This is a genomic window from Nocardia africana NBRC 100379 (assembly GCF_001612635.1).
Taxonomy (GTDB): domain Bacteria; phylum Actinomycetota; class Actinomycetes; order Mycobacteriales; family Mycobacteriaceae; genus Nocardia; species Nocardia africana.
Genome location: NZ_BDAV01000005.1, coordinates 77,921 through 104,314, shown reverse-complemented (window position 1 = coordinate 104,314; position 26,394 = coordinate 77,921). Strand labels below are relative to the sequence as shown.

Genomic DNA, 26,394 nt, shown 5'->3' with positions numbered 1-26,394 from the left:
CGAGTGCGGTCAGAGTGCGCCTAACTGTCGACGTGACCGGCGACCTGCGGCCTCGCGGCGAAATGACCGACCGACAGGCTCACCGTGGCGGTGTAGCCGGTCGATGGCGTACGCCGGCAGCACCGGCCCGGCGTACGCCGGCACCAGGCGTCGTTGTCACCCAACACTTCCCGCAGGAGGGGGGCGACGCGCATCCCGGGGCGCCGTTCACCTTCGTCACCGACGCCTCGACGCGGCCGGTGAGCGGTGGTGCCTGCGGGGAGCACGCATAAAAATCGGAATCCACTCGCTCCTGGCTTGTGCCACGTGTGGTGGGCGTGAGCGTATGTCCCAGCCGACGCCCAAGAGTCTGCTGCAGCGTGGCGAGTCGGCGCGGTCGGCGGTGGTGGGCCTGTTGGTCGGTGGTGAGCGGGTCTCCCGGTCGAGAGATACCGGGGCGGCCGACCGACGCCACCGGAAGCCGACCGAGGAGGGGGTGCCGGTTCTGCGGGCTGCTGTCGGCGCGGTGGCTTGCGCGCGGGGCGGCAGCCGGTGACGGTGGAGAAATGGACGGATTACCGGGCGATCTCGCGGATCTGCTCGAGCAGTACGAGCGACATCTGCTGCTGGGACGAAACCGGTCGGCGCATACGGTGCGGGCCTATCTCGGGGATGCACGGTCCCTGCTGGAACATCTGTGTGCCCGCTGCCCCGATGCCGCGGTGGGAGAGATCGATCTGCCGCTGTTGCGATCGTGGCTGGCCGAACAATCGGCCGGGGGCGCCGCCCGGACCACCATGGCGCGGCGGGCTTCGGCGGTGCGCACGTTCACCGCCTGGCTGACGCATACCGGCCGCCTCGCGACGGATCCCGGCCCACGACTGGGCTCGGCCCGTGCGCATCGGGTCCTGCCCGCCGTGCTGGGCAAGGACCAGGCCGACGCGGCGATGAACGCCGCGGAATCCGGTGCGGCCCAGCGTGACCCGATGGCCCTGCGCGATCGGCTCGTCGTGGAGATGTTGTACGCCACCGGTATCCGAGTCAGCGAACTGTGCGGACTCGACATCGACGACGTCGACCGCGGCCGGAGGCTGGTGCGGGTATTGGGCAAGGGCAACAAGGAACGCTCGGTACCGTTCGGCCTGCCCGCCGACCGGGCTTTGGAGAATTGGCTGAACTACGGGCGCCCACACCTGGCCACCGCCGAATCCGGGCGGGCGCTGCTGCTCGGCCGGCGCGGCCGCCGGCTGAACCAGCGCCAGGCCAGAACCGTTGTCCACGACGTCGTTTCGGCGGTGCCGGGAGCACCGGACCTGGGCCCACACGGTCTGCGCCACACCGCCGCCACTCATCTACTGGAAGGCGGAGCCGACCTGCGCGTGGTCCAGGAGCTGCTCGGTCACGCCAGTATGGCGACCACCCAGCTCTACACCCACGTCTCGATCGAACGCCTGAAACGCGTCCACGACCAGGCCCATCCCCGCGCCTGAGCAGCGGTGCGACGGTTGCTCCGCAGCACTGCGACGATGGTGCCGTTGAGCTGCTTGGCTCCAAACAGGTTGCTGTGCACAGCAGTTCGACCAGTCGTCACGCGGCCTGCCTCGCGGAGCCGGCGTGATGCCGGGGTGCCCTCCGGCGTCGGGCACGCTATGACCCGTGCTCGGCGGACCGGGATACCGGTCCGAGGTGCGTGTCGCGCGCAAGATCGTGCACCCGGAGTTCGGGAGTCCGTCGACTCGCACCCGAGACGATGCGTGGCCGCACTGGGCCGGCCTATGGAACGAGACGGTCTGGGACGGTTCGCCCTGCCCGGTGCCGAGAACGACCCGGACCCTGAAAGGCATTCGACCGGCTGGGTCCTGAACACCAGCGCTCGCATGCGAAGCCTCGAGCAGAAGGTGGACCAAGGCGGAGATTTTCGCGTCGCCGCCTACAGGCCGATCATGTCATCGCCTAGGGGCGGATGGCGTCGATGTAGCGGCCGGCGATGAAATGCTGGATCGCGCGGACGACGGGGCCGCCGAGTTTCGCGTACCAGGTTGCGGGACGGGAGAAGGCGGCCACCACGCCGTAGACCGTCTCGTCGGCGGGGTCGTATTCCACCGCGAAGAGTTCCTCGCCGATTTCCGGGTGGCCCGGCAGGGTTCCGTAGGCGAAGCCGCGGCGGGTTGGTTCGTCGACCACATAGATCACCCGGCAGGGTGCCGTGATGCCGATGCCGGCGATGCCCAGTCGCACCGTCAGCGCCGTTCCCGGTTCGGCGACCGGGGTATCGGCCTGCTGGAAAATGCCGGTGCCGCGCTGCATGCGGTAGGCGAGGATCTGATCGCCGGCGGATTCGAACAGCGCCCGTCCGCTACCGATGCGGCGGCGCAGCCGGAAGTGGTGATAGCCGAGCGGGAATTCGCCGGCGGTCGCTCCGACTTCTGGATAGGTGAACGGCTCGGTGGCCGGGGAATTCGCCATAGCTCCATCCTCGCCCGCAGAGCGAGGGACGCAACAGGGCATAGGCGCGACAGCGGACAGCTCGAAGATGTCGCCGATATACTTCGAGCTATCGGAGATAAGTCGTGCTAACCTTACTTAGGTAACCCTAATATCGGAGGTAACGCACTGTGGCTCGAACTCGCACCAAACTGTCCTTCGAGGTCAGGCGCACGCGACGCTTGACCGACCATCTGATCCGGGTGTATTTGGGCGGCCCGGGGTTCGCCGGATTCCAGCCCAACGGATTCACCGACGCCTACGTCAAACTGCTGTTCCCCGGCCCCGATGGCGAAACCACGCGCACCTACACCGTGAGCTCGATCGACACCGAGGCCGAGGAGATCGCCATCGATTTCGTCTACCACGGTGACGAGGGGGTGGCCGGGCCGTGGGCGGCCACGGCTCGACCCGGCGACCGCATCGAACTCTTCGGGCCGGGCGGCGCGTATTCCCCCAAGCCGGAGGCGGATTGGCATCTGCTCGCCGGTGACGAGGCGGCCCTGCCCGCCATCGCCACGGCGTGTGCCGCCCTCCCGTCCGATGCCGTCGGCCGAGTATTCGTCGAAATCGCCGGTCCTGCCGACGAACTCGATTTCCCGCGCCCCGCAGCGGTAGGACTCGAGTGGGTGTATCGCGGTGACCGTGCCCCCGGCGAAGCGCTGGCCGCCGCGGTCCGTGCCGAGCCCTGGCGCGAAGGCCGCGTGCACGTCTTCATCCACGGCGAGGCCGACAAGGTGATGCACGATCTGCGGCGTTATGTCCGCACCGAGCGCGGGGTGCCGGCCGAGTGGGCCTCCATCTCCGGATACTGGCGGCGCGGGCGCACCGAGGAGGGCTTCCGGCAGTGGAAGCGTGAACTGCCCGAACAGGAATCCACTGCCGCCGAGGCGGTCCGCTAGATCGGCGGGAGCCGCCACGGGACCTCCGTGCGGCGCCGGCGGAGCGGGCGGCCGCACCGGCTTCAGGCGCACGGGAGCGTGGCGCACCAGGCCGAGCGGGTTGAGATACTCACGGCCGCGCCGCAGACCCCAGTGCAGACAGACGCCGGGACAACCCGCATGGCCGGGTTGCAGCGTCCCCAGCGCCGACCCGCGCTCGACTCGGCGACCGACCGGCACCTCCGCTCGCACCGGCTCGTAGGTCGTGCGCAGTCCGCCCGGATGGTCGACCGAGACGACCGGTTTGCCGCCCACCTCCCCCGCGAACACCACGATTCCGGCGCCGGCGGCGATTACCGCCTGTCCGGCGGCGCCCGCGAGATCGACTCCGCGATGGCCCGGTAGCCAATCGTGGGGCGGTTTGTCGAAACCACGCACGACGGCCGGGCGCGGCTGCAGCGGCCAGCCGAATCCGGTCGCGGGCGCGGCCTCTGCCGTGGTGGCGCCGCAGGTCACGGCCGCCACCGCCGTCCCCAGGAGAAGTGCCGACATCCAGCGCATGCGTCCCACCCTCGCCGGAACCGAGGGACATGGAAAGATCGGTTTCGGCGTGTGTGGACAACTCCGAGGCATGTGAACAGGGCGCGTTCCGGCAGGACGCTGTGTACCGGGTCCGCTGGGCTCGCCCCGAGGAAGGGCAGGTCGATGATCGTGTGTCGTGACGTCGCCGACTCGATCACGGCCGCATCGTTCGCCGGGACGATGCGACCGGTGGAAAGGCAAGTGGCCGTTCGCGATTCGGCCCACACCTCTCGTCCGTCCCGAGCCCGTGGCCGGTCCGGTTCATGAGTGCCGAAACGCCGGGGCCCGCCGAATCCGCTCCGCCGGACCCGAGCGGCGGCGGTGCGGGTTCGTCCGCCGGGCGCAATGTCGAGTCGTCGCCGATCGGCGCGACCGAGTCGTCGCCCACGCCTGCGACCGAGTCGTCGCCCACGCCCGCGGCCGAGTCGTCGCCTGCCCCCGCAGCTGAGTCGTCGCCCGCCACTTCGGCTCAGTCGCCGCTCGCCTCTGCGGCCCAGTCGCCGTCCCCTGCCGAGGGCCCCGAACTCGACTACCGATTCACCCTCGCCGGTGAACGCACCTTCCTCGCCTGGATCCGCACCGCCCTCGGCCTGCTCGCGGGCGGGGTCGCGGTGCACGAGCTGGTGCAGCCGTTCGGTCATCACGACATCCGATCGGCGCTGGCGATCAGCTGCATCGTGCTGGCGGCCGTGATCGCTCTGGGTGCCTTCGGCCGCTGGCGGCTGGTCGGGGCGGCGATGCGGGAGGGCCGTCCGCTCCCGCACACGGTGATGGTGCCGATTCTGGCGATCGGAATCGCCGTCATCGCCATGCTGGCCGGAATCGGATTGCTGCTGTCATGACCGCGATCCCGCCGAATCGCCCGCCCGCAGTCCCGGCCGACCGGGGTTTGCAGGCGGAGCGGACGGCGTTGTCCTGGTGGCGGACAGCCGTGGCGGCCATGGCCAATGCGCTGCTGTTCCTGCACGTGGCCTTCACCAGCGGTGATCGTGCCGCCATCGTGCTCGCGCTCGTGGCCATCGGTGCGCTGGCCGTGATCGCCACCGTCTCCGTGGCGCGCAGCCGGACCCTGCATACCCATGCCTGGGGGAGGTGGAGCGACGGGCGGATCGCGATGTCGACGACGAGTGCGGCGATCTGCGTGGTGGCGCTGGCGGCGCTCGTGGTGGCGTTGCTGGAGTCGACGCCCGGCTGGCATCTGTGAGCTGATCTGGGGATCGGCGGGTTGCCCGGCGTCCGCTGAGCCCGCCGGGAAACCGGGCGCTGACCACCTCGTTTATGTTCTCACCTGCGCTGGTCGTAGACTGGCCACGCGGTTCGCTGTACGCGGATCGACTTCGCGCGTCCGATCACGGTGCCGTCGGCTGGTCCTCCCGAATTTTTCCGGAAGGTCCGGCGGCCACGGACGCCAGGGCAGAGACCGGCCTTCGGTTTCTGCGTCAACCGGCATAGGAAAGGCGGGTACGCGGCTATGGCTGTCGTAACCATGAAGCAGCTGCTCGACAGCGGCGCACACTTCGGTCACCAGACCCGGCGGTGGAACCCGAAGATGAAGCGGTTCATCTTCACCGACCGCAACGGCATCTACATCATCGACCTGCAGCAGACGCTGACCTACATCGACAAGGCCTACGAGTTCGTCAAGGAGACCGTCGCCCACGGTGGCACCGTTCTCTTCGTCGGCACCAAGAAGCAGGCCCAGGAGTCGATCGCGGCCGAGGCGACTCGCGTCGGGATGCCCTACGTCAACCAGCGCTGGCTGGGTGGCATGCTCACCAACTTCTCCACCGTGCACAAGCGGCTGCAGCGCCTGAAGGAACTCGAGGCGATGGAGCAGACCGGTGGTTTCGAGGGCCGCACCAAGAAGGAAATCTTGATGCTGACCCGCGAGAAGAACAAGCTGGAGCGCACCCTCGGCGGTATCCGCGATATGGCCAAGGTGCCCTCGGCCATCTGGGTCGTCGACACCAACAAGGAGCACATCGCCGTCGGTGAGGCTCGCAAGCTGAACATCCCGGTCATCGCTATCCTGGACACCAACTGCGACCCCGACCTGGTCGACTACCCGATCCCGGGTAACGACGACGCGATCCGCTCGGCCGCGCTGCTCACCAAGGTTGTCGCTTCCGCGGTCGCCGAGGGCGTGCAGGCTCGTGCCTCCCGCGCCTCGGGCGATGTGAAGCCCGAAGCCGGCGCCGGCGAGCCGCTCGCCGAGTGGGAGCAGGAACTCCTGGCGCAGGCGACCCCGGCCGCCGAGGGCGGCGAGGCTGCTACGGAGACCGCCGCCGAGGCGGAGCTGAAGGAAGAGCCGGCCACCAAGACCCCGGCCGACTTCTGATCCGGCGCGGTTCCCACCGCGATTGTCTGTTCACCCTGCCGGCCCTTCCTGTTCGGAAGCGGTCGGCATGGTGGTGCTAAGAGACCTGACAACTTTCGTAAATCTTCGAGGAGGCTCGCCACGATGGCGAACTACACCGCCCAGGATGTGAAGCGGCTCCGCGAGCTCACCGGCTCCGGAATGATGGACTGCAAGAAGGCCCTGGAGGAGACCGACGGCGACTTCGACAAGGCCGTCGAGGTACTGCGGATCAAGGGCGCCAAGGATGTCGGCAAGCGCGCCGAGCGCGCCACCGCCGAGGGCCTGGTCGCCGCGCAGAACGGCGTGATGATCGAGCTCAACTCCGAGACGGACTTCGTCGCCAAGAACGACGAGTTCCAGAACACCGCCGGCGACATCGTCGACGCCGCCGCCAAGGTGCGCCCGGCCGATCTGGAGGCGCTCAAGGCCGTCGACGTCAACGGCAAGACCGCCGACCAGGTGGTGCAGGAGCTGGCCGCCAAGATCGGCGAGAAGCTGGAGCTGCGCCGCGTCGTGTCCTTCGACGGACCGGTCGCGACCTACCTGCACAAGCGGTCCTCGGACCTGCCGCCGGCCGTCGGTGTGCTGGTCGAGTACCAGGGTGAGGGCGAGGCCGCCGCCGAGGTCGCTCGCGCCGCCGCGATGCAGATCGCCGCGCTGAAGGCCAAGTACCTGACCCGCGAGGACGTCCCGGCCGAGGTCGTCGCCAAGGAGCGCGAGATCGCCGAGGCGACCGCCAAGGAAGAGGGCAAGCCGGAGGCCGCGCTGCCGAAGATCGTCGAGGGCCGGGTGAACGGCTTCTACAAGGACGTCGTCCTGCTGGAGCAGTCCTCGGTGACCGACAGCAAGAAGACGGTCAAGCAGCTGCTGGACGAGGCCGGTGTCACCGTGACCCGCTTCGCCCGTTTCGAGGTCGGTCAGGCCTGATACGCCGCAAAGGCCCCCGGTGCGACGAATTCCGTTGCGCCGGGGGCCTTTCGGCATCGATCAGCCGCCGCAGCCGCCGGGGTCGACGTATCCGCTGCTGCCCGTGACGGCCCGGTTCGCCGGATACGGGATCGCCGGCAGCAGGCTGATGATCGGCGTGCCCCCGCACCTTATTTGAAGCAACAACGTTTCGCACCAGCATCGGGAATTGCCGCGTATCCGAGGGTCGGCTCACCGGCGCGACCTCGCGTGGTGCAGGATGGACACAGCGTGTTACCGTCCCGCGCGAACAATCGCGCCCGGGAGGGTGATTTCCCGTGCGTGCGCTCGCTCGACTGCCGAGGACTAGGAGACCGATGACGGACCCGGATACGGCGCCCGACCGCAAGGGCTATCGCCGAGTACTCCTCAAATTGGGTGGGGAGATGTTCGGCGGCGGCGAGGTCGGGCTCGACCCGGATGTAGTCCAGACCGTAGCCGAGCAGATCGCCGAGGTCGTCTCGACCGGCGTGCAGGTGGCGGTGGTCATCGGTGGCGGCAACTTCTTCCGCGGCGCCGAACTCGAGGAGCGCGGCATGGAGCGGGCCCGCTCCGATTACATGGGTATGCTCGGCACCGTGATGAACAGCCTTGCGCTGCAAGACTTTCTGCAGAAGCAGGGAGTCGACACCCGGGTGCAGACGGCCATCACGATGGGACAGGTCGCGGAGCCGTATCTGCCGCTGCGGGCGAAGCGGCATCTGGAGAAGGGCCGCGTGGTGATCTTCGGGGCCGGTATGGGCATGCCGTACTTCTCCACCGACACCACCGCGGCGCAGCGCGCCCTCGAGATCGGCGCCGAGGTGGTGCTGATGGCCAAGGCCGTCGACGGCGTCTTCACCGCCGACCCCAAGGTTGAGGCGGAGGCGATCATGTTCTCCGAGATCACCCACAAGGAAGTCCTCGAGCGCGGACTCAAGGTGGCCGATGCCACCGCGTTCAGTTTGTGTATGGACAACCAGATGCCGATGCTGGTGTTCAATTTGTTGATCAAGGGCAATATCGCCCGCGCGGTGGCCGGTGAGAAAATCGGCACACTGGTTCGGTCCTGAACCCTGCGGGGATCGGTCCTCGCGAATTCCGGGCCCCGAAACGATGCTGTGGAGGAAACGGTCGTGATTGATGAAGCGCTCTTCGACGCCGAGGAGAAGATGGAAAAGGCTGTCTCGGTGGCGAAGGACGACCTCGGAGGTATTCGGACCGGCCGCGCCAACCCGGGCATGTTCAACCGGGTCGTGGTCGAGTACTACGGCTCGCCGACGCCGATCACCCAGATGGCCAGCATCACCGTGCCGGAACCGCGCATGGTCGTCATCAAGCCCTACGAGCAGGGGCAGTTGCAGACGATCGAGACCGCGATCCGCAATTCGGATCTGGGCGTGAATCCGACCAATGACGGCACGATCATCCGCGTGGTGATTCCGCAGCTCACCGAGGAGCGCCGCCGGGAACTGGTCAAGCAGGCGAAATCCAAGGGTGAGGACGCCAAGATCGCCATTCGCAACGTACGGCGTAAGTCGATGGACGAGCTGAACCGCATCCAGAAGGACGGCGAGGCCGGCGAGGACGAGGTCGGTCGCGCCGAGAAGGAATTGGACAAGACCACCCAGAAGTACGTTGCCCAGATCGACGAGCTGGTCAAGCACAAGGAATCGGAACTGCTCGAGGTGTGAGACTCGGCCCGGCGCGACGATGCGGCACGGGCCCGGGGACGGAGTGGACGAATAAGTGAGCGACGGGACAATCGTGGCCGAAGAAGCCGCAGCCGGCGAGACGATGCCGGTGAGCGACCCGGCCGGTGCAACACCGGCTCCCGACACGCCCTCGGCGCAGCCGAGCGGTAAGCCCTCGCGTGCGGGTCGCAATTTACCGGCGGCGCTGGCGGTCGGTGTCGGCCTCGGCGCATCGCTGATCGCGATCCTGCTGTTCGTTCCGAAGGTTCTGATCGGAGTCATCGCGGTCGCGATGGCGATCGCCACCTGGGAGGTCGCCAAGCGGCTGCGCGAGGCCGATGTCCTGGTGCCGCGCGTGCCGCTCATCGTCGGCGGGCAGGCGATGATCTGGCTGGCCTGGCCCTACGGCACCGAGGGCGTGGCGGGCGCCTTCGCTGCGACGGCGCTGGTGTGCATGGTCTGGCGACTGTTCGATCACGGCCTGGCGGCGACGCCGCGAAACTTCCTGCGCGACACCGCGATCACGGTATTCGTGGTGTCCTGGATCCCGCTGCTGGCCTCGTTCGCGGTGCTCATGCTGCAGCAGGACGACGGCAATCTCCGGGTGCTGACCTTCATGATTCTGGTGGTCTGCTCCGATGTGGGCGGTTACGTGGCCGGGGTGCTGTTCGGCCGCCATCCGATGGTGCCGGCCATCAGCCCGAAGAAGTCCTGGGAGGGTTTCGGCGGATCGCTGGTGTTCTGCATCATCGGCGGTCTGCTCACGGTGACGCTGCTGCTGCAGGCCAATTCGATGATCGGCGTGCTGCTCGGCGTCGCGATCGTTCTCGTGGCGACCTGCGGGGATCTGATCGAATCCCAGATCAAGCGCGAGCTGGGCATCAAGGACATGGGCACGTTGCTGCCCGGACACGGCGGCATCATGGACCGCCTCGACTCGATGCTGCCCTCGGCGTTCGTCTCCTGGCTGGTGCTGACCGCCCTGCTCTGAGGCTCAGCGCCGCTTCGCCGCGCGCCGCAACTGCATGATCCGCCACCCGCCGGCCAGCGCCATCACCAGCGCTCCGGCGATCACCGACAGCAGCAGCGTGACGCCGAGCGGCAGGTTGACCTGCCAGAAGAACAGGTGGATCCGGACCTGGTCGAGGTTCTGCAGGATGAAGATCAACAGCAGAACCCCGATGACCGCCGCCGCGACCAGCGCCACCCAGGTGTAGCCCGCGCGGGTCTGGAGGGCCCGGTTGCGGCGGACGGGCGCGGTCGAGGGCGGAGTGTCGACGCGCGGGGGATCGGTGTGCGGGACCGGATCCGGTCCGTGGCTCGGTACTGCGTCGCTGGTCATATTTCGATCATTCCCGATCGCTATGGCGGATATGTGTATCTCCGGAATACCCGTTCGCCCGCGCCGTAACTGTGATCGGGTTATCCCTGCCCGCTCGCGGCGGACCCGCATGGTCAATGCGACACTGGAAGGGTTATGACTACCTCCCTGCCGCTCGTTTTCGATGCTCCGCGCCGTGGAATGCCGCCGCGGCATCTCGCCGACCTCGATTCGGCCCAGCGGCGTCAGGCGGTGGAGGAACTCGGACTGCCGAAGTTCCGGGCCGATCAGATCGCCCGGCAGTACTACGGGCGGTTGCAGGCCGATCCGCGGCAGATGACCGATCTGCCCGAGCCGATGCGGGAGAAGATCGCCGAGGCGCTGTTCCCGCCGCTGCTCAGCGAGGTGCGGCAGGTCGTGTGTGACGAGGGCACCACCCGCAAGACGCTGTGGCGTGCCGGTGACGGCACCCTGCTCGAGAGCGTGCTGATGCGCTATCCCGACCGCAACACGCTGTGCATCTCCAGTCAGGCCGGCTGCGGCATGGCCTGTCCGTTCTGCGCGACCGGGCAGGGCGGACTGAACCGCAACCTCTCGACCGCGGAGATCGTCGACCAGGTGCGCGCGGCCGCTGCGGCTCTGCGTGACGGCGAGGTGGCCGGTGGTGTCGGCCGGCTGTCGAACATCGTGTTCATGGGGATGGGTGAGCCGCTCGCCAACTACAAGCGCGTGGTGGCGGCGGTCCGGCGGATCACCTCGCCCGCACCGGACGGCCTGGGTATCTCGCAGCGCAATGTGGTCGTGTCGACCGTCGGCCTGGCGCCCGCGATCCGCAAACTGGCCGATGAGGGGCTGTCGGTGACGCTGGCCGTCTCTCTGCACACGCCGGACGACGAATTGCGCGATACGTTGGTGCCGGTCAACAATCGTTGGTCGGTCGCCGAAGTCCTCGACGCCGCACGGTATTACGCCGACAAGACCGGTCGCCGGGTCTCGGTCGAATACGCCCTCATCCGCGATATCAACGACCAGCCGTGGCGTGCCGACATGCTGGGCCAGAAGCTGCACAAGGCGTTGGGCTCCCGCGTGCACGTGAACCTGATCCCGTTGAATCCGACCCCGGGCTCGAAGTGGGACGCCTCACCGAAACCTGTTGAGCGCGAATTCGTTCGGCGGGTGGAGGCACAAGGTGTGCCGTGCACGGTGCGCGATACGCGGGGGCAGGAGATCGCCGCGGCCTGTGGACAGTTGGCGGCCGAGGGTTAGTTCGCTGCGCTGCCGATAGTGTCGCGGTCGTCGCCGACGGATCGCAATGCGAATACGCCGAGACCCGCGAGCACCATCGCCGCCCCCACCACCCACAGGCCGGCGTGCTGGGTCCCGGTCAGGTCGGCCAGCCGGCCGGTGAGATAGGGCGCCGCGAACCCGCTGACATTGCCGAGCGAATTGATCAAGGCGATACCGCCCGCGGCCGCGGCGCCGGACAGGAACGCGCTCGGCAGGGCCCAGAAGGTGGGCAGGGCGGCGAGCACACCGACGGCGCAGACGGTGACCGCGGACATGGCCGCGAACGGGTTGTCCAGGTACAGCGCGACCGGAATGGCGAGACCGCCGATGATCGCGGGCAGAGCGACATGCCGGCGCCGTTCGCCGGTGCGATCGCCGTGGCGGCCCCACCACACCATCGCGGCGGCGCCGATCAGCCCGCGCTCGCCGCTCAGCTCAGCAAGGCCCTTGCGTACCAATCCTTCTCGTCGCGGACCCCGGGCAGGGCGAAGAAATAGCCGCCGCCGAAGGGCTGGACGTAGTCGGTCAGGGGTTCGTTGATCAGCCGGGTCTGGATGGCCTCGAACTGGCGGGCGACGTCCTGCTGGAAGCAGGTGAAGATGTGGCCCGAGGCCATGTTGCCGTTGCGCTCCACGCCGAGGTCGTAGTTGTAGGAGCGGCGGACCAGCTGCTGGCGGGCGGTTTCGGGGGTACGCGGATTGGCCAGCCGGATATGGGAATCCAGCGGGATGACCGAGCCTTCGGGGTCGGCGGCGTAATCGGGGGTGTCGAATTCCTGATTGCCGTCGAGCGGGGCGCCGGAGTCGCGGCGTCGCCCGAACATGTTCTCCTGCTCGTTGATCGAGACCCGGTCCCAGAATTCGACGAGCATGCGAATCAGCCGGACCACCTGGTAGGTGCCGCCGCGGGTCCATTCCGGTTCGCCGCCGCCGTCGGTCCAGATGAGCGATTCGGCGTCGGCGCCGGTCGGGTTGGCCGTTCCGTCCTTGAAGCCCAACAGGTTCCGGCCGGTGCCGGACGGACGCGGCGGGGAGTTGTAGCCGTCGATCTTCCAGCGCAGCTGGAGCGCCCCGCGGGTCTGGCGGGTGATGTCGCGCAGCGCGTGATGGACCGTGTCGGGGTGATGCGCGCACAGCTGGATCAGCAGGTCGCCGTGCATCCAGGCCGGGTCCGGAGTGTCGTTGGGGAAGGTCCGCATCGGCGTGAGTTTGGCGGGTTTGGCCGCGGCCAGCCCGAAGCGGCCGTCGAACAGGCTGGCGCCCACACCGGTGGTGACGGTGAGCCCGTCGGCGATGACCTCCGGCCCGAGCACCGCACTGTCGGACGGCGGCTGGCCGAGGCCGAGATCGGTCGGGGCGCCGCCGGCGGTGAGGAAGCGGGCACGTGCGGTGAGGGTCTTCATCGCCTCCACCAGTTCCGCGCGGTTGGTGGTGGTGACGTCGAAGGCGGCGAAGCAGGCGGCGTTCTGTTTCGCCGATGGGCCCGGGGTGAGGATGCCCGACTGATGTTCGCCGTGGAAGGGGTAGCTCGCCTCGGCCTTCGGGACGCCCACGGTGGCGGCGTCGGCGTCCTTGCGGGCGCCCTCGGCGAGAATGCCCGCGGTCAGCGCGGTTCCGGCGGCACCGGCGGCGGCGCCGGAGAGGAAGCGGCGGCGGCTGACGTTCATCGTGAAGCCTTACTGGTCGGTCGGTGGTTCGGCATGTCGGTGGTTCGGCATGTCAGTGGGTGATCGGCACTTCGAGCAATCGCGGCACCTTGGCGAGTTCCTCGAGGGCGGCGCCGAGGCGGGCGTTGACGGCTTGCCGGGCGGCCGGCGGGGTGCGGTCCGGCGACTGCCAGTGTCCGTGGTCCTGGGTGGCGAGCAGGGCGGCCTGCAATTCGTCGAGGCGGGTCCGCAGGGTGGCGCGCAGTTGCGGCGCTCGCGGATCGAGCAGCGGGCCGAGCTGATCGAGCACCGTGCGCGTCACGTCGATATCGGCGAGTGTCATCGGGTAGGCGGCGCCCGCGCCCTGGTCGTCGATGCTCGACACATGGTCGCGCAGAGCGTCTTCCAGGATTTCGTGCGCGCGCAGCGGCAGCTTCTTCGGGTCGCCGGCCAGCTCGTCGCTACCGAGGTTCTTCCGGATGTTGGCGATATCGCCACCGAGCCGATCGGCCACCGGCAGCAACTGATCCGGCCGCTGTCCGTGCCACAGGCCGTATTCCAGCCGGTGCAGCCCGGTGAATCCGGGATCGTTCACCCCACCCGGCAGGCCGTCGGGCAGACCGGAGACGGCGGTGCCGGCGTCGCCGAAGCTGTTGTAGGAGGCGCCGACCCTTTCCCATTCCAGCTGGGCGTTCAGCCAATCCGCTTGTGCCGCAGCGATATTGCCGCCGCGCAGATCGTTGCCGATCGCGGTGACGGCGCCGGAGAGCCGGGTCAGCACGCCGGAGACGTAGGTCTGATAGGCGTCGTTGGGTCCGCGCAGATCGTCCTCGGTGACGCGTTTGACGGCCGGCGGGGTATCGCCCGCCTCACCACTGACCTGCACCGCCGCCGACGAGGTCACCGGCTTGCCGGACATCAGGCATTGCATGGTGTAGCTGCCGCTGCTCAAGGTCGCGGTGAGGTTGGCGGTGGTGGCCGGGCCGATGGTCTCGATCTCGCCGACGACCGCACCGCCGGAGTTGATCAGGTTGATCTCCCCGGCCTTGGACGTCTTGTTCTGTACCTCGAATGTCTGTCTCCCGGCCCGCCCGGACTTCCATTCCGAGGCGCACGAGCTGTCGGTGACCGATACCGCCTGCGCCTTACCGGAGTCGCTCGACGGCAGCAGCGCGATCGCCACCCCGGCGGCCACCGCGGGGACCAGCACCAGCACCGCACCCACCAGCAACGGGCGCGGCCCGGCGATCCGCTCCCACCAGTCGGGCGTCTGCTCGGAGCGGTCGTGCGCCGCAGTCGACGCCGTCAGGGGGGCCGGCGCGGCTGCAGGTGCCGGAGTCGTACCGGCATCCTGCGAGCTCGCGCCGGCGCCGGTGGCCTCGGATTCGGCCGCCGCGGCTGCGGTGCCCGCCGTCGTGGCGGGCGCCGACTGCTCCGGACGCTTCGCCGGGGCCTTCGCGGGCGCCTGGCGTCCCGCGCGGATGAACAGCGGGATCACCACGGCCAGGTAGACCACCCAGGCGACAACCTGTAGCACCGTCATGCGCGGCGTGAGCTCGGTGATACCGGTGATGATCGAGACCCACCAGGAGTTCGGGTCGATCTGCGCCGACAGGTCGAACGCCACCCAGTGACGGCCGGGCAGGATTCCGGCGTCCTGCAGGTCGCCCAGGCCGTAGGACAGCACGCCGGCGGCGATCACGATCAGGGCGAGCGCGGTGCGGTTGAAGAACACGCCGAGGTTGAGTTTGACCGACTGCCGGTAGAGCAGCCAGCACAGCACCACCGCGGCCGCGAAACCGAGGGCGGCGCCGATCAGCGGCGCGACGGTGGTGCCGGAGGCCTTGACCGCGGTCCACACGAACAGCGTCGATTCCAGGCCTTCGCGCCCGACGGCCATGAAGGCCGTGATGGCCAGCGCTCCCGCCCCGATCGCGGTGGCCCGGGCGACCTCACCCCGAAGCTGGCCGGACAGCGACGCGGCGGTGCGTCGCATCCAGAAGACCATGGCAGTCACCAGACCGACCGCGATCACACTCAGGGTGCCGCCGACGACTTGCTGGCCGGAGTTGGAGAGCACGCTCGTCGAATAGGTGAGCACGGCCGCGAAGCTGGCCGCCACCGATACCGCGCCGAGCAGGCCGAGCCAGACCGGCGTCGAGGAGACCGGGCGCTGCGGGGTCGACGTCTTGCGCACGGCGGCCAGCAGGATCGTCACCACGAGGCCCGCCTCGAGGCCCTCCCGCAGGCAGATCAGTAGATTCGGTACAGCCTCGGCCCAGCTCACCGTCCAAAGGTAAGGCATACCTATACCGCAGGTCCAATCCTGCATGGCTGTAGCGAGCAACCGTCACAGCAAATGGGGCGGTATGCGAATAATGTCCGTATTTGCCGGGCTAACCCTCCGGGGAATCCTCGATCAAGGTCAGCGCCTCCTCGAGCAGCGCCTCCACGATCCTCGATTCCGGCACCGTCCGCACCACCTCGCCGCGGACGAAGATCTGCCCCTTGTGATTGCCCGCCGAGACTCCGATATCGGCTTCCCGCGACTCACCCGGCCCGTTGACGATGCATCCCATCACCGCGACGCGCAGCGGCGCGGGGAAATCCCGGAAGGCCGCCTCGACCTTCTTCGTGAGCTCGAAGACGTCGACCTGGGAGCGGCCGCAGGTCGGGCAGGACACGATGTCGAGGGTGCGGGGGCGCAGCCCGAGCCCGGCCAGGATGTGGTGACCGACCTCGACCTCCTCGACCGGCGGCGCCGACAGCGAGACCCGGATCGTGTCGCCGATTCCCTCGGACAGCAGGATTCCGAACGCGGTGGCCGATTTCGCGGTGCCCTGCAGCGGTGGCCCCGCCTCGGTGACCCCGAGGTGTAGCGGGTAGTCGCAGCGCTGGGCGAGCAGCCGGTAGGCCTGGATCATCGTCAGCGGATCGTTGTGTTTCACCGAGATCTTCAGATGGGTGAAACCGTGCTCCTCGAACAGGCCGGCCTCCCACAGCGCCGATTCGACCAGCGCGGCGGCAGTGGCGCGACCGCCGTGCCGGTCCAGGATCCGCCGGTCGAGGGAACCGGCGTTGACGCCGATGCGGATCGGCACCCCCGCCGCACCGGCCGCGGCGGCGATCTCGCGGACCTTGTCGTCGAAGGTGCGGATATTGCCCGGATTCACCCGCACCCCGGCGCAGCCGGCGTCGATGGCGCCGAAGACGTAGCGCGGATTGAAGTGGATGTCGGCGATCACCGGGATGGCCGAGCGGCGGGCGATCGTCGGCAGCGCCGCGCAGTCGTCCTGGGTGGGCACCGCCACGCGGACGATATCGCAACCGGCAGCGGTCAATTCGGCGATCTGGCGCAGCGTCGCCTCGACATCGGCGGTGACGGTGGTGGTCATCGACTGCACCGAGATGGGTGCGCCGCCGCCCACGGGCACCGAGCCGACCTGGATGCGCCGGCTCTCCCGGCGGGGTCGCAGGGGCGGCGCCGTGGGCTCGGACAGGAATACGGCGGTCATCGGATCCTCTCCGTCGCGGGCAACCACTCCGCGCAGGCCGCGGCGATGCCCTCGCCGGTGAGGCCGTATTCGGCCAGAATGCTGTCGCGGGAGGCGTGGGCGATGAATTCGGTGGGCAGGCCGAGGGCGCGGACGGGGGCGGCCTCGGGGTTGCGGGCGATCGTGTGGACCAGGTGGGAGCCGATCCCGCCGGCGGCGATACCGTCCTCCACGCAGACGGTGAGCCGATGCCGTGCCGCGATCGCCGTCAGCCCCGGGTTGATCGGCCACACCCAGCGCGGGTCGACGACGGTGGCGCCGAAACCGCTGTCGGCCAGCAGTTCCGCCGCCCGCAGGCACGGTCCGGCCATCGGGCCGACCGCCACCAGCAGGATGTCGAGGGGACGGTGCGGCCCGCGATACAGAATATCCATTCCGTCCATCCGTGCCAGCGGCGAAATATCCGCTCCGGCAGTGGCTTTCGGGTAGCGCACGGCGGTGGGGCCGGCCGTGGCGACGGCTTCGCGCAGGAGTTCGCGGACCCGGCCGGGATCGCGCGGACAGGCGATCCGCATCCCCGGCACGCAGGTGAGCAGCGCCAGGTCCCACATCCCGTGATGGCTGGGCCCGTCCGGACCGGTCACACCGGCGCGGTCCAGCGCCAGGGTGACGGGCAGTTCGTGCAGGGCGATATCGAGCAGCACCTGATCGATCGCGCGGTTGAGGAAGGTCGAGTACACCGCCACCACGGGATGCATACCGGCCGCCGCCAATCCCGCGGCGGAGGCCATCAGGTGCTGTTCGGCGATGCCGGAATCGAACACCCGCTCCGGAGCCCTCCGGGAGAATGCGCCGAGGCCGGTGGGCAGCCGCATCGCCGCGGTCATGGCGACCACCTCCGGATGGTCGCGGGCGATGGCGGCCAGCTCCGATTCGACGACATCGGTCCAGGTGGGGGCGGACCGCTTCCGCGGCACACCGGTCACCGGATCGATCACTCCGCATGCGTGCATGCGGTCGGCCTCGTCGGCCTCGGCCGGGCCGAAGCCGCGTCCTTTCACTGTTATCGCATGCACCACAACCGGTTTGGCGAGTTCGACGGCCTTGCGCAGGGCCGTGCACAGCGCACCGATATCGTGGCCGTCCACCGGTCCCAGGTAGGTGAAACCCAAGGCGTCGAAAAGGTTTCCGGAGACGGTGTCGCCGTCGCGCAGTCCGGTGAGGTGCCCGGCCAGCGCGCCGACGGTCGGATCGTAGGAGCGCCCGTTGTCGTTGAGCACCACCACGACCGGCCGCCGGCCCGCGCCCAGATTGTTCAGGCCCTCCCACGCCACACCACCGGTGAGCGCGCCGTCGCCGATCACCGCCACCACCCGGCGATCGTGTTCGCCACGCAGGTGGAAGGCTTTGGCGATGCCGTCGGCCCACGCCAGGCTGACCGAGGCGTGCGAGTTCTCCACCCAGTCGTGCGCGGATTCGGTGCGGTTGGGATACCCCGCGATCCCACCGGCCTGGCGCAGCGTGGCGAAGGCGGGCGACCGCCCCGTGAGCAACTTGTGCGCATAGCTCTGATGTCCGGTGTCGAAGACGAGCACATCGGTGGGCGAACGGAATACGCGATGCAGCGCGATGGTCAGTTCCACCGTCCCCAGACTGGCGCCGAGATGCCCGCCGGTTCCGGTGACGGTCTCGACGAGGCGATCGCGTACCAGCTGCGCCAGCGCGGGCAGTTCGTCGTCGGACAACGCGGCCAGCGCGTCGGGTCCGGTGAGGGCGGCGAGCGGGTCCGGCCCGCGCGGCGAGGGATTCATACGTGGCTCACCTTCCGGTGGGGAATTCGACCCGGTGTGATTCGACTCAGCTGACGGCGGCGCGGATCGTCTCCTTCAACGAACCGAGGGTCGCGACCACCGCGGTCGGCTCGTATCCGCAGTGCGCCATGCAATTCGAGCAGCGCGGATCGTTGCCGCGACCGAAGGCGTCCCAATCGGTGTCGTCGATCAATTCCCGATAGGTGGCGACATAACCGTCGTCGAGCAGATAACACGGCCGCTGCCACCCCTTGAGCGAATACGACGGAATCGCCCAGGCGGTGCAGTCGAAGTCGACCTTGCCCTCCAAAAAATCCAGATACAGCGGCGAGTGGTTGAGCCGCCACTTCTTGCGGCGCCCGTCGGCGAAGGCCTTGGCGAACAGCTGATGGGTCTCCTTCACCCCGAGCCAGTGCTCCTGATCGGGCGCCTTCTCGTAGGCGTAGCCGGGTGCGATCTGCATATGGTCGATCTCGAGCTCGTCGTTGAGATAGTCCAGGACGTCGATCACGTCCTGCGGCGAATCCACATCGAAGAACGTGGTGTTCGTCATCACCCGGAATCCGGCCGCCTTGGCCTCGCGGATCGCGGCCACGGCTTGATCGAAGACGCCGCCCTTGCACACCGAGGCGTCGTGGCGTTCGCGCAGCCCGTCCAGATGCACCATCCACGCGAAATTGCGGTGCGGGGTGAACTTGTGCAGATGTTTGGGCAGCAGTACCGCGTTCGTGCACAGGAAGACGATCTTGTTGCGGTCGAGCAGTTGCCGCACGATCTCGTCGATCTGCGGATGCATCAGCGGTTCACCACCGGCGATCGAGACCATCGGGGCGCCGCATTCCTCGATCGCGCCGACGGCCTGTTCCACCGGCATGCGCTGTTTGAGCAGTGTGTGCGGATGCTGGATCTTGCCGCAGCCCGCACATTTCAGATTGCAGGCGAACAGTGGCTCCAATTCGACCAGAATGGGGAACTTCTCGCGCCGCAGCAGCTTCTGTTTTGCGAGATACGCTCCCAGACGTACGGATTGACGGAACGGCATGGCCATTCAGCTCACCTCCCGAGGCAGGTTGAATCGAACACTCTCTTCGGTCACGGTGGTGTGGCGGACCCGCAGGGTGCCGAGCCCGGACAGGGCCTCGACCAGGTCGTCCACCAGATGCGGCGGTGCCGACGCGCCGGCGGTGACGCCGACGCGGCGGGCGCCGGCCAGCCAGCCCAATTCGACCTCGCCGGCGTGCTCCACCAGATGTGCCGCCACACCCTCGGCCGCGGCGACCTCGGTCAGCCGCAGCGAATTGGAGGAGTTGGGCGAACCCAGCACCAGCACCAGGTCCGATTCGCGCGCCACCGCCCGCACCGCCTGTTGGCGATTGGTGGTGGCGTAACAGATGTCGTCCTTGCGCGGCCCGCTCAGCGCCGGAAACCGTTGCCGCAGTACGGCGGCCGTGGCTTCGGCCTCCGCGACGGCCAGGGTGGTCTGCGTGACGTAGGCGACCCGATCGGGATCCGGTGGCGACACCCGGGCAGCCGCTTCCGGATCGGCGACCACGATGACGTTCTCGGGCGCCTCGCCGCGGGTGCCCACCACCTCCTCGTGGTCGGCGTGCCCGATCAGGAAGACGGTCTTGTCGGCGGCGGCGAAATTGCACACCTCCGCATGCACCTTCGACACCAGCGGACAGGTGCCGTCGACTACGCGCAGGCGGCGGCGTTCGGCCTGGCTGCGCACGTCCGGAGCCACGCCGTGCGCGGCGAGCACGACCACCGCGCCTTCGGGCACATGATCGAGCTCCTCGACGAAAACCGCGCCGCGCCCAGCCAATTCGTCCACCACATGGCTGTTGTGCACGATCTGGCGCCGCACGTACACCGGTGCGCCGAAGCGGTCCAGCGCCTGCTCGACGATCTCGATCGCTCGCTCGACCCCGGCGCAGAACGAGCGCGGACCGGCGAGCAGGATCTCGCGCTCACCGGCCGCCGCCGACCACCGGTCCAGCGCCGGCGCCGCCGCTCGCAGCGAGCGCAGTGCCCGCACCCCGCGCCACACTGTGCCCGGGCTCAGCAGGGGCGCGTCGGGAGTGTCGACGATCGCCCGGAGCGCGACGGCCTGCCCGTCGGGGGCATCGGCGGCGAGGAACGCCGTTTCGGTGTCGACCGCGAGCGCACCGGTCTCCGCCAGTTCGGCGCGCGCCCGGCCGGTGACCACGTGCTCGGCCGAATACACCGGCCCGAGGCGTGCGGGCAGCCCCAGTCGCCGCACTTCCCCGTGCAGGAGAACCGCTGCGGGACTGGGCAATTCGGTACCGTTGCGCCGGATCTCGTCGGCCACCACCAGATCGCCGGGGCGCAGCTCCGCGGTCAGCGCACCGGCCACACCCGCCACCGCGACCGGGCCCGCGGCGGCGGCGTCGTAGCGCCGCCGCGGGCCGCGCCCGGTGTGCACCACGGGCGCCGCGGCGGCGCCCCGCAGTGCCGCCCACTCCGAAAGCAGAGGGGCGCAGATGGTTCCGGGCCGGGCCATACGGTCAGCTCCCGTCCCGGCCGGCAGTACCCGCCCCGTCGGTTGCCGGGGACATGACCGGTGCGGATACCGCAGCCGCGGCCATCTGTTCGCCCGATGCGCTCTGCCGCCGCAGGTACCGTCCCAGTGCCCAGACCGGGAACACCAGCCGGTACAGGTGATAGTTGATGTAGAAATCGCCGGGGAAGCCGGTGCCGGTGAACAGATCCTCGTCCCAGCCGCCGTCGGGGCGCTGGGTGCGCACCAGCCAGTCGATGCCGCGACGCACGGCAGGGGAGTCGTGTTCCTCGGCGGCCAGCAGGGCCAGCAGGGCCCATGCGGTCTGCGAGGCGGTGGATTCGCCGCGGCCGACCCATTCCGGTTCCCGATAGGAGCGCAGATCCTCACCCCATCCGCCGTCGGCGTTCTGATGGTCCTCCAGCCAGTGCACCGCCGCCCGGATCGCCGTCGACCGCGGGCTCGTGCCCGCCGCGACCAGCGCCGGAACCGCCGCGCCCGTGCCGTAGACGTGGTTGGCGCCCCAGCGTCCGAACCAGGAACCGTCGGACTCCTGGTGGTCGAGCAGCCAGCGCACGCCGCGCCGGCACGCGCGATCGCCGCTGCGGCCTAGGACCGCCAGCATCTCCACCACGTGCGCGGTCACGTCGGCCGAGGGCGGGTCGGTGACGGCGCCGAAATCGCAGAACGGCAGTTTCGTCGGCAGGATCGAGGTGTTGTCGGCGTCGAAGGCGCCCCACCCGCCGTCGGCGGACTGCATGCCGACCGTCCAGCGCACCGCGCGCTCGATCGCCGCGTCCAGCCGCCGGCGGTCCGGATGCGAGACCTGGTGCAGCGCAATGACGATCTCGGCGGTGTCGTCGGTGTCGGGGTAGACGTCGTTGGCGAATTCGAAGGCCCAGCCACCGGGCTCCAGTCGTGGCCGGCGCACCTGCCAGTCGCCGCCGGCGGTGATCTGCTCACCCAGCAGCCAGTCGGTGGCCCGCAGCACCGCCGGGTCGTCCGGCGCCACCCCGCCGTCCAGCAGCGCGGCCGTCGCCAGCGCGGTATCCCACACCGGTGACTGGCAGGCCTCGAGCCGCCGCACCTCACCGTCCGGGGTCTGTTCCCGGACGACGAATCCGTCCAGGCCCGCGATGCCCGCCCGCATCGCCGGATGATCGAGCGAATAGCCCAGAAGGTGCAGTGCCAGTAGCGAATACACCCACGGCGGCTGAATTCCGCCCCAGCCGCCGTCGGCCTCCTGACGGGCCAGAATCCATTCCGCGGCATGCCGCATCGCCAGATCGCGCAGCGGATTCACCGGCAGTCGCGCGTAGGTGTGCAGCACCGTGTCCACCCGCTGGAACACTCCGGCGAGGGAGGTGATCGGCGCGCGGCGGGCCACGGGCGCGCCGGTTCGCAACTCGTCGATGCCGAACGGCAGGGGGCGGCACGGCCGCAGGGTGGCCACCACGGTCAACGGCACCACGGTCTGGCGGGCCCAGCATCCCCAGTCGTAGATGTTGAGCGGGAACCAGGACGGGAACAGCACCAGCTCCGGTGGCAGATTCGGCAGATCGTCCCAGGACCACAAACCGAACAGCGCCAACCAGATTCGGGTGAAGACCCGCGACGCCTCGATCCCGCCCTGGGCGCGCACGAATTCGGCCGCGGCACGCATATGCGGTGCGGCGGGGTCGTCACCGGCCAGCCGCAGAGCCACCCACGCCTCGGCGGTGGTCGACAGATCGCCGGGGCCGCCGTGGAAGGTCGCCCAGGTGCCGTCGGCGCGCTGCTGGGATCGGATCCAGCGCGCCGCCGGCTCGGTCACGTCCGGGCTGGAGATGCCGAGGAACTCCCGCAGCAGCAGATCTTCGGCGTCCATCGTGACGTTGGTCGCCAATTCGCCCTTCCACCAGCCCTGTTCGTGCTGGGACGAACGCAGTAGCCGCACCGCCGCGTCGGTGGCCGCGCGGACCGCGCTCAGTTCGTCGGCGCCGTGCGCCGGATCGACCGAGGCCCGCCGGTGCGCTGCCGCATTGCCGGTTTGGGTGACTGTCATTCCTATGCACTCCGTTCCACGATGAAATCCGCCAGGTCACAGAGTTCTCGGCGGTATTCGGGGGTGAGGGTGACCGCGGTCAGAGCCTGCTGGGCGGTGCGCACCCGCCGCCGGGCCTCGGCCCGCGCCCAACGCCGGCCACCGGCGGTCTCGACCATGTCGGCGGCGGCGCGTAGATCGTGTTCGCTCGGTTCGCCCGATTGGGCGAGCCACTGCGCCAGCGCCTGGCCCGCCGGGCGCCCGGATTCCAGGCACCAGGTGACCGGGAGCGACTTCTTGCGCGAGCGCAGATCCGAGAACACCGGCTTGCCGGTCACCGCCGGATCGCCCCAGATGCCGAGCAGATCGTCGACGAGCTGGAAGGCGAGACCGATGTTGTCGCCGTAGGTCCGCAGCGCCGCGATCGTCGCCGCCGGCGCCCCGGCCAGCACACCGCCGAGCGCGGCACTCGCCGAGAGCAGCGCCGCGGTCTTGCCCATGGCCATGCGGATACATTCGGCGAGGGTCACGTCGTTGCGGTGTTCGAAGTCGACGTCGGCGGCCTGGCCGATGATCAGATCCTGGGTCGCCTTCCCGACCAGCCGGGCCGCAGCCATCGCATGCGGGGAGCCGGAGTCGAGCAGCACCTCGTGGGACAGCGAGAGCATCGCGTCGCCGGCCAGCACCGCGACCGGATCGCCCCACACCGCCCAGACCGTGGGCCGATGCCGCCGGGTGGCGTCGCGATCCATCAGGTCGTCGTGTACGAGCGAGAAGTTGTGCACCAGTTCGACCGCCACCGCTCCGGGAATCCCGCAGAGCTCGTCACCGCCGGCGGCGTGGGCGGCGAGCATGGTCAGCCGCGACCGCACCGATTTGCCGCTGTCGGCGGCGGCCGGACGGCCGTGTTCGTCGCAGAAGCCGAGGTGATAGGCGACCACCGGCCGGATCGCCTCGTCGAGCCGTCCGACGGCGTCGGACAGCGCCGACCGGACGGCCTGGCCGTCGGCGTCGACCGTGGACAGGATGGTTACCGTCATCTGATCACCTCCGATATCCGCGTGCGGGGTCCGGGCATACCGGTGCGCTCGGCGGCACCGGCGCGGGGTCGAATCCCCGCCAGATGCGAGATGACCTCGGCCGCAGCGGATTCCCCGCTGCGGACCGCGCCCTCCATGGTCGCGGGCCAGCCGGTGTCGGTCCACGCGCCGGCCAGCGCCAGGCCGGGCAACGCCGTGGCGGCGGGCGGACGCAGCCGCGCGCTGCCGGGGGCGGGCCGGAACGTCGCATGGCGTTCGCGAGTGACGAAGAAGTCCACGACCTGTGCCGTGCGGGCGGCGGGCAGCAGTTGTTCGAGGGCGGGCAGGAATTCCCGGCGCAGCTGCGCGACCGGGCGATCGACGAATGCGTCGGCGGCGGAGACGGAAACGGCCAGATACTGTGCGCCGGCGGGAAGCGCGACGGCGCTGCGCGGACTTGCCTCGGTGCGCAACCCGGACGCGCCGGTCCGGTCGAACACCCACTGCACGACCGTGCCGACGCCCGCGCGCAGCGGTTCGTCCATCACCCGGCGGTCGTAGATCACATGGATGTTGACGATCGGCGAACTTCCCAGGGCCGCAACCCAATTCGCGGGAAGATCCACCGCGTCGGCGGGCAGCAGCGCCTGTGCCGCCGCCGGGGGCACCGCCGAGACGACGGCGTCGGCGGCGTAGGTGCTCGCTCCGGTCCGCACCGACCACCCGGCCTCGGCCCGCCGGACCGCCGTGACCTTCTCGTGGATCACCGTCACGCCCGCCGCCGTCAGCGCCGCGTGCCCGGCCTCGCCGTGCAACTGCCGCAGCGGGATGCGCGACCAGCCGATATCCGCCGCGCCGGAGTCGGTGAGCAGGCCGATCTGGAATACGGTGGCGGCCAACGCCAGCGATACGTCGTCGGCCCGGGCGTTGAGGGTGGCGATGCCGACCAGATCCCACAGACTGTCGACGGCGTCGCGATGCTGGCCGTGCGCACGCAACCAGTCCCCGAAACTGATTGTGTCCGTGCGGGGATCGGCGGTGTCGACCGCGCGCAGCGCCAGCGCGGCACGGACGAACCGCAGCCGCGCGCCCTGCGACAGCCAGGGATACCGCAGCAGTGCCCAACTCAGATGCAGCGGCGCCGGCAGCGGCAACCGCCGCAACCTGCCCACCCGGCCGGCGCCGGATACCGGGATGTCGAGCCGTGGTTGCAGCCGGACCGCGTCCCGCATCCCGAGCCGATCCAGCAGCGCGAGATAGCGGTCGCAGCAGCGCAGGAAAACATGCTGTCCGTTGTCGATCCACAGATCGCCACGGGGAAACGAATGCGTCAGCCCGCCCAGCCAGGGCCGGGATTCGAACAGCCGCACCGCATATCCGGCGTCCGCGCAGCGCAGGGCCGCGGTGATCCCCGCGAGCCCGCCGCCGACCACGGCCACCCGCGCCGTCATCGCGTGCCCCACCCGAATGCCGTCATCGAATACTGCAGCAGCGCGCCGGAGGCGACCCGGGTCTTCTCCCGTGCGCTCAACGACAGCCGCCGGTCGTAGACGGCCACCGGATTGGCGCGGATGCGCTCGTTGAGCCGCCGGTAGATGCCCGCCATCGCCGCGCAGCAGGCGGCACTGCGGCCGTCCAGATGCGGAATCAGCCGCAGCCCCAGGCAATACCAGTTCTCGGCACGCTCGGCAGCGGCGCGGATCAGCGCGGCGAGTCCGCCGTTGGGATCGTCGAGCGCACCGCCGGCGTCGAGTTCCAGCCGGACGCCGAAGCGCCGCAGCTCGTCCCGGGGCAGATAGACGCGGCCGTTGCCGAGGTCCTCGCGAATGTCGCGCAGAATGTTGGTCTGCTGCAACGCGATTCCGAGCTGATCGGCATACAGCGGGGCGCACGGATCACCGCCGGAGCCGAAGATCGACAGGCACAGGCGGCCCACCGCCCCGGCCACGCAGCGGCAGTAGTGGGCCAGCTCGTCGAAGTCGACGTAGGTGACGCCGTCGACATCGGCCTGCACCCCGTCGATCAGTTCGCCGAACGCGCCCAGTGGTACCGGATAGCGCCGGGCGGTGTCGGCGACGGCGAACAGCACCGGGTCGTCGGTGCCGGCGCCGCCGGTGACCTTGTCCAATTCCTTGCGCAACAGTGTCAGCGCCTCGGTTTTGGCGGCCGGTTCGCCCCGCTCGTCGCCGATATCGTCGATGCGCCGTGCCAGCGCGTAGAGCGCGCACAGCGCCGAGCGCTTCTCCGGAGGCAGCAGCCGGATGCCGTAGTAGAAGTTCTTGGCCTCGGTGCGGGTGATCTGTTCACAGGTGTCGTAGGCCGCCGCGGTGGTCGGCCCGGTCGCGATGC

At 69.4% G+C, this 26,394-nt stretch carries 20 protein-coding genes and 4 pseudogenes; 10 read left to right on the top strand and 14 right to left on the bottom strand.

Translation table 11 applies throughout. The features are described 5' to 3' along the window. Positions 1–545: 545 nt before the first annotated feature. The gene (locus NA3_RS05665; protein ID WP_062962497.1) at positions 546–1,469 is read left to right on the top strand and encodes a tyrosine recombinase XerC; all 924 of its coding nucleotides are present in this window, start codon (positions 546–548) and stop codon (positions 1,467–1,469) included. A gap of 463 nt (positions 1,470–1,932) precedes the next feature. Here NA3_RS05665 and NA3_RS05660 read toward each other — a convergent pair whose 3' ends face one another. Then, complete coding sequence (locus NA3_RS05660; RefSeq protein WP_062962496.1) at positions 1,933–2,445, bottom strand: DUF1990 domain-containing protein; 513 nt, start codon at positions 2,443–2,445, stop codon at positions 1,933–1,935. A 149-nt stretch (positions 2,446–2,594) separates the two neighbouring features. Between NA3_RS05660 and NA3_RS05655 the strand changes: the two genes are divergently transcribed. After that, positions 2,595–3,365 (top strand): siderophore-interacting protein, encoded by a 771-nt coding sequence (locus NA3_RS05655; RefSeq protein WP_062962495.1) that lies wholly within the window; start codon positions 2,595–2,597, stop codon positions 3,363–3,365. Between the two features lie 54 nt (positions 3,366–3,419). Here NA3_RS05655 and NA3_RS35755 read toward each other — a convergent pair. Then, a pseudogene (locus NA3_RS35755) lies at positions 3,420–3,905 on the bottom strand (M23 family metallopeptidase); the annotation flags it as partial. Between the two features lie 524 nt (positions 3,906–4,429). Here NA3_RS35755 and NA3_RS38430 point away from each other — a divergent pair. The 7 genes and pseudogenes from NA3_RS38430 to NA3_RS05615 all read left to right on the top strand — a co-directional run. After that, positions 4,430–4,768, top strand: a pseudogene (locus NA3_RS38430) (YidH family protein); the annotation flags it as partial. Then, the gene (locus tag NA3_RS05640) at positions 4,765–5,130 is read left to right on the top strand and encodes a DUF202 domain-containing protein (RefSeq protein ID WP_062962493.1); all 366 of its coding nucleotides are present in this window, start codon (positions 4,765–4,767) and stop codon (positions 5,128–5,130) included. The pseudogene NA3_RS38430 and the gene NA3_RS05640, both read left to right, overlap by 4 nt. A gap of 267 nt (positions 5,131–5,397) precedes the next feature. Then, a complete protein-coding gene (gene rpsB / locus NA3_RS05635; RefSeq protein ID WP_062962492.1) occupies positions 5,398–6,264 on the top strand; it encodes a 30S ribosomal protein S2 in 867 nt (288 codons plus the stop codon). A 123-nt stretch (positions 6,265–6,387) separates the two neighbouring features. Next, a complete protein-coding gene (gene tsf, locus NA3_RS05630; RefSeq protein WP_062962491.1) occupies positions 6,388–7,212 on the top strand; it encodes a translation elongation factor Ts in 825 nt (274 codons plus the stop codon). 356 nt (positions 7,213–7,568) lie between these two features. Continuing rightward, the gene (gene pyrH / locus NA3_RS05625) at positions 7,569–8,303 is read left to right on the top strand and encodes a UMP kinase (RefSeq protein ID WP_030513088.1); all 735 of its coding nucleotides are present in this window, start codon (positions 7,569–7,571) and stop codon (positions 8,301–8,303) included. Between the two features lie 63 nt (positions 8,304–8,366). Further along, the gene (gene frr / locus NA3_RS05620) at positions 8,367–8,924 is read left to right on the top strand and encodes a ribosome recycling factor (RefSeq protein WP_062962886.1); all 558 of its coding nucleotides are present in this window, start codon (positions 8,367–8,369) and stop codon (positions 8,922–8,924) included. 103 nt (positions 8,925–9,027) lie between these two features. Further along, on the top strand, positions 9,028–9,915 hold the full coding sequence (locus tag NA3_RS05615; RefSeq protein WP_062962885.1) for a phosphatidate cytidylyltransferase: 888 nt from the start codon (positions 9,028–9,030) through the stop codon (positions 9,913–9,915). 3 nt (positions 9,916–9,918) lie between these two features. Here NA3_RS05615 and NA3_RS05610 read toward each other — a convergent pair whose 3' ends face one another. Then, a complete protein-coding gene (locus NA3_RS05610; protein WP_062962490.1) occupies positions 9,919–10,266 on the bottom strand; it encodes a LapA family protein in 348 nt (115 codons plus the stop codon). Positions 10,267–10,401: 135 nt separating this feature from the next. Between NA3_RS05610 and rlmN the strand changes: the two genes are divergently transcribed. After that, a complete protein-coding gene (rlmN, locus tag NA3_RS05605; protein WP_062962489.1) occupies positions 10,402–11,511 on the top strand; it encodes a dual-specificity RNA methyltransferase RlmN in 1,110 nt (369 codons plus the stop codon). Here the strand turns inward: rlmN and NA3_RS05600 are convergent. From NA3_RS05600 to hpnD, 11 genes and pseudogenes are all read right to left on the bottom strand, one after another. Next, positions 11,508–11,945: pseudogene (locus tag NA3_RS05600) on the bottom strand (MFS transporter); the annotation flags it as partial. The gene rlmN and the pseudogene NA3_RS05600 sit on opposite strands and share 4 nt — an antisense overlap. 17 nt (positions 11,946–11,962) lie before the next feature. Next, positions 11,963–13,198 carry an iron uptake transporter deferrochelatase/peroxidase subunit gene (gene efeB, locus NA3_RS05595; RefSeq protein ID WP_062962487.1) on the bottom strand — a complete coding sequence of 412 codons (1,236 nt, stop codon included), beginning with the start codon at positions 13,196–13,198 and terminating at the stop codon, positions 11,963–11,965. 475 nt (positions 13,199–13,673) lie between these two features. After that, positions 13,674–15,482 (bottom strand): annotated as a pseudogene (gene efeU / locus NA3_RS35745) (iron uptake transporter permease EfeU); the annotation flags it as partial. Between the two features lie 91 nt (positions 15,483–15,573). Continuing rightward, the gene (gene ispG, locus NA3_RS05585; RefSeq protein ID WP_062962884.1) at positions 15,574–16,692 is read right to left on the bottom strand and encodes a flavodoxin-dependent (E)-4-hydroxy-3-methylbut-2-enyl-diphosphate synthase; all 1,119 of its coding nucleotides are present in this window, start codon (positions 16,690–16,692) and stop codon (positions 15,574–15,576) included. Beyond that, the gene (locus tag NA3_RS05580; RefSeq protein ID WP_062962485.1) at positions 16,689–18,482 is read right to left on the bottom strand and encodes a 1-deoxy-D-xylulose-5-phosphate synthase; all 1,794 of its coding nucleotides are present in this window, start codon (positions 18,480–18,482) and stop codon (positions 16,689–16,691) included. The genes ispG and NA3_RS05580 overlap by 4 nt, the downstream gene beginning before the upstream one ends. Before the next feature lie 46 nt (positions 18,483–18,528). Further along, on the bottom strand, positions 18,529–19,530 hold the full coding sequence (gene hpnH, locus NA3_RS05575; RefSeq protein WP_062962484.1) for an adenosyl-hopene transferase HpnH: 1,002 nt from the start codon (positions 19,528–19,530) through the stop codon (positions 18,529–18,531). Next, positions 19,531–21,006 carry a 4-hydroxy-3-methylbut-2-enyl diphosphate reductase gene (gene ispH / locus NA3_RS39215; RefSeq protein ID WP_062962483.1) on the bottom strand — a complete coding sequence of 492 codons (1,476 nt, stop codon included), beginning with the start codon at positions 21,004–21,006 and terminating at the stop codon, positions 19,531–19,533. Positions 21,007–21,010: 4 nt separating this feature from the next. Next, positions 21,011–23,047, bottom strand: a complete 2,037-nt coding sequence (gene shc / locus NA3_RS05565) for a squalene--hopene cyclase (protein WP_084491242.1) — start codon at positions 23,045–23,047, stop codon at positions 21,011–21,013. Positions 23,048–23,049: 2 nt separating this feature from the next. After that, positions 23,050–24,066, bottom strand: coding sequence for a polyprenyl synthetase family protein (locus tag NA3_RS05560; RefSeq protein WP_062962482.1), 1,017 nt, complete (start codon positions 24,064–24,066; stop codon positions 23,050–23,052). Beyond that, positions 24,063–25,496, bottom strand: coding sequence for a hydroxysqualene dehydroxylase HpnE (gene hpnE / locus NA3_RS05555; protein ID WP_062962883.1), 1,434 nt, complete (start codon positions 25,494–25,496; stop codon positions 24,063–24,065). Before hpnE ends, NA3_RS05560 begins: the two co-directional genes overlap by 4 nt. Continuing rightward, entirely contained in the window at positions 25,493–26,392 is a 900-nt protein-coding gene (gene hpnD, locus NA3_RS05550) for a presqualene diphosphate synthase HpnD (RefSeq protein WP_062962882.1), read from the bottom strand. Before hpnD ends, hpnE begins: the two co-directional genes overlap by 4 nt. Positions 26,393–26,394 lie beyond the last annotated feature (2 nt).

Excerpts from the sequence above, each read along its gene's own strand:
- hpnH (WP_062962484.1), bottom strand. The coding sequence starts at position 19,530 with ATGGCCATGCCGTTCCGTCAATCCGTACGTCTGGGAGCGTATCTCGCA.
- pyrH (WP_030513088.1), top strand. The coding sequence starts at position 7,569 with ATGACGGACCCGGATACGGCGCCCGACCGCAAGGGCTATCGCCGAGTA.
- rpsB (WP_062962492.1), top strand. The coding sequence starts at position 5,398 with ATGGCTGTCGTAACCATGAAGCAGCTGCTCGACAGCGGCGCACACTTC.
- rlmN (WP_062962489.1), top strand. The coding sequence starts at position 10,402 with ATGACTACCTCCCTGCCGCTCGTTTTCGATGCTCCGCGCCGTGGAATG.
- NA3_RS05665 (WP_062962497.1), top strand. The coding sequence starts at position 546 with ATGGACGGATTACCGGGCGATCTCGCGGATCTGCTCGAGCAGTACGAG.
- NA3_RS05580 (WP_062962485.1), bottom strand. The coding sequence starts at position 18,482 with ATGAATCCCTCGCCGCGCGGGCCGGACCCGCTCGCCGCCCTCACCGGA.
- ispG (WP_062962884.1), bottom strand. The coding sequence starts at position 16,692 with ATGACCGCCGTATTCCTGTCCGAGCCCACGGCGCCGCCCCTGCGACCC.
- NA3_RS05610 (WP_062962490.1), bottom strand. The coding sequence starts at position 10,266 with ATGACCAGCGACGCAGTACCGAGCCACGGACCGGATCCGGTCCCGCAC.
- NA3_RS05615 (WP_062962885.1), top strand. The coding sequence starts at position 9,028 with ATGCCGGTGAGCGACCCGGCCGGTGCAACACCGGCTCCCGACACGCCC.
- shc (WP_084491242.1), bottom strand. The coding sequence starts at position 23,047 with ATGACAGTCACCCAAACCGGCAATGCGGCAGCGCACCGGCGGGCCTCG.
- NA3_RS05560 (WP_062962482.1), bottom strand. The coding sequence starts at position 24,066 with ATGACGGTAACCATCCTGTCCACGGTCGACGCCGACGGCCAGGCCGTC.
- hpnE (WP_062962883.1), bottom strand. The coding sequence starts at position 25,496 with ATGACGGCGCGGGTGGCCGTGGTCGGCGGCGGGCTCGCGGGGATCACC.
- efeB (WP_062962487.1), bottom strand. The coding sequence starts at position 13,198 with ATGAACGTCAGCCGCCGCCGCTTCCTCTCCGGCGCCGCCGCCGGTGCC.
- NA3_RS05640 (WP_062962493.1), top strand. The coding sequence starts at position 4,765 with ATGACCGCGATCCCGCCGAATCGCCCGCCCGCAGTCCCGGCCGACCGG.
- tsf (WP_062962491.1), top strand. The coding sequence starts at position 6,388 with ATGGCGAACTACACCGCCCAGGATGTGAAGCGGCTCCGCGAGCTCACC.
- ispH (WP_062962483.1), bottom strand. The coding sequence starts at position 21,006 with ATGGCCCGGCCCGGAACCATCTGCGCCCCTCTGCTTTCGGAGTGGGCG.
- NA3_RS05660 (WP_062962496.1), bottom strand. The coding sequence starts at position 2,445 with ATGGCGAATTCCCCGGCCACCGAGCCGTTCACCTATCCAGAAGTCGGA.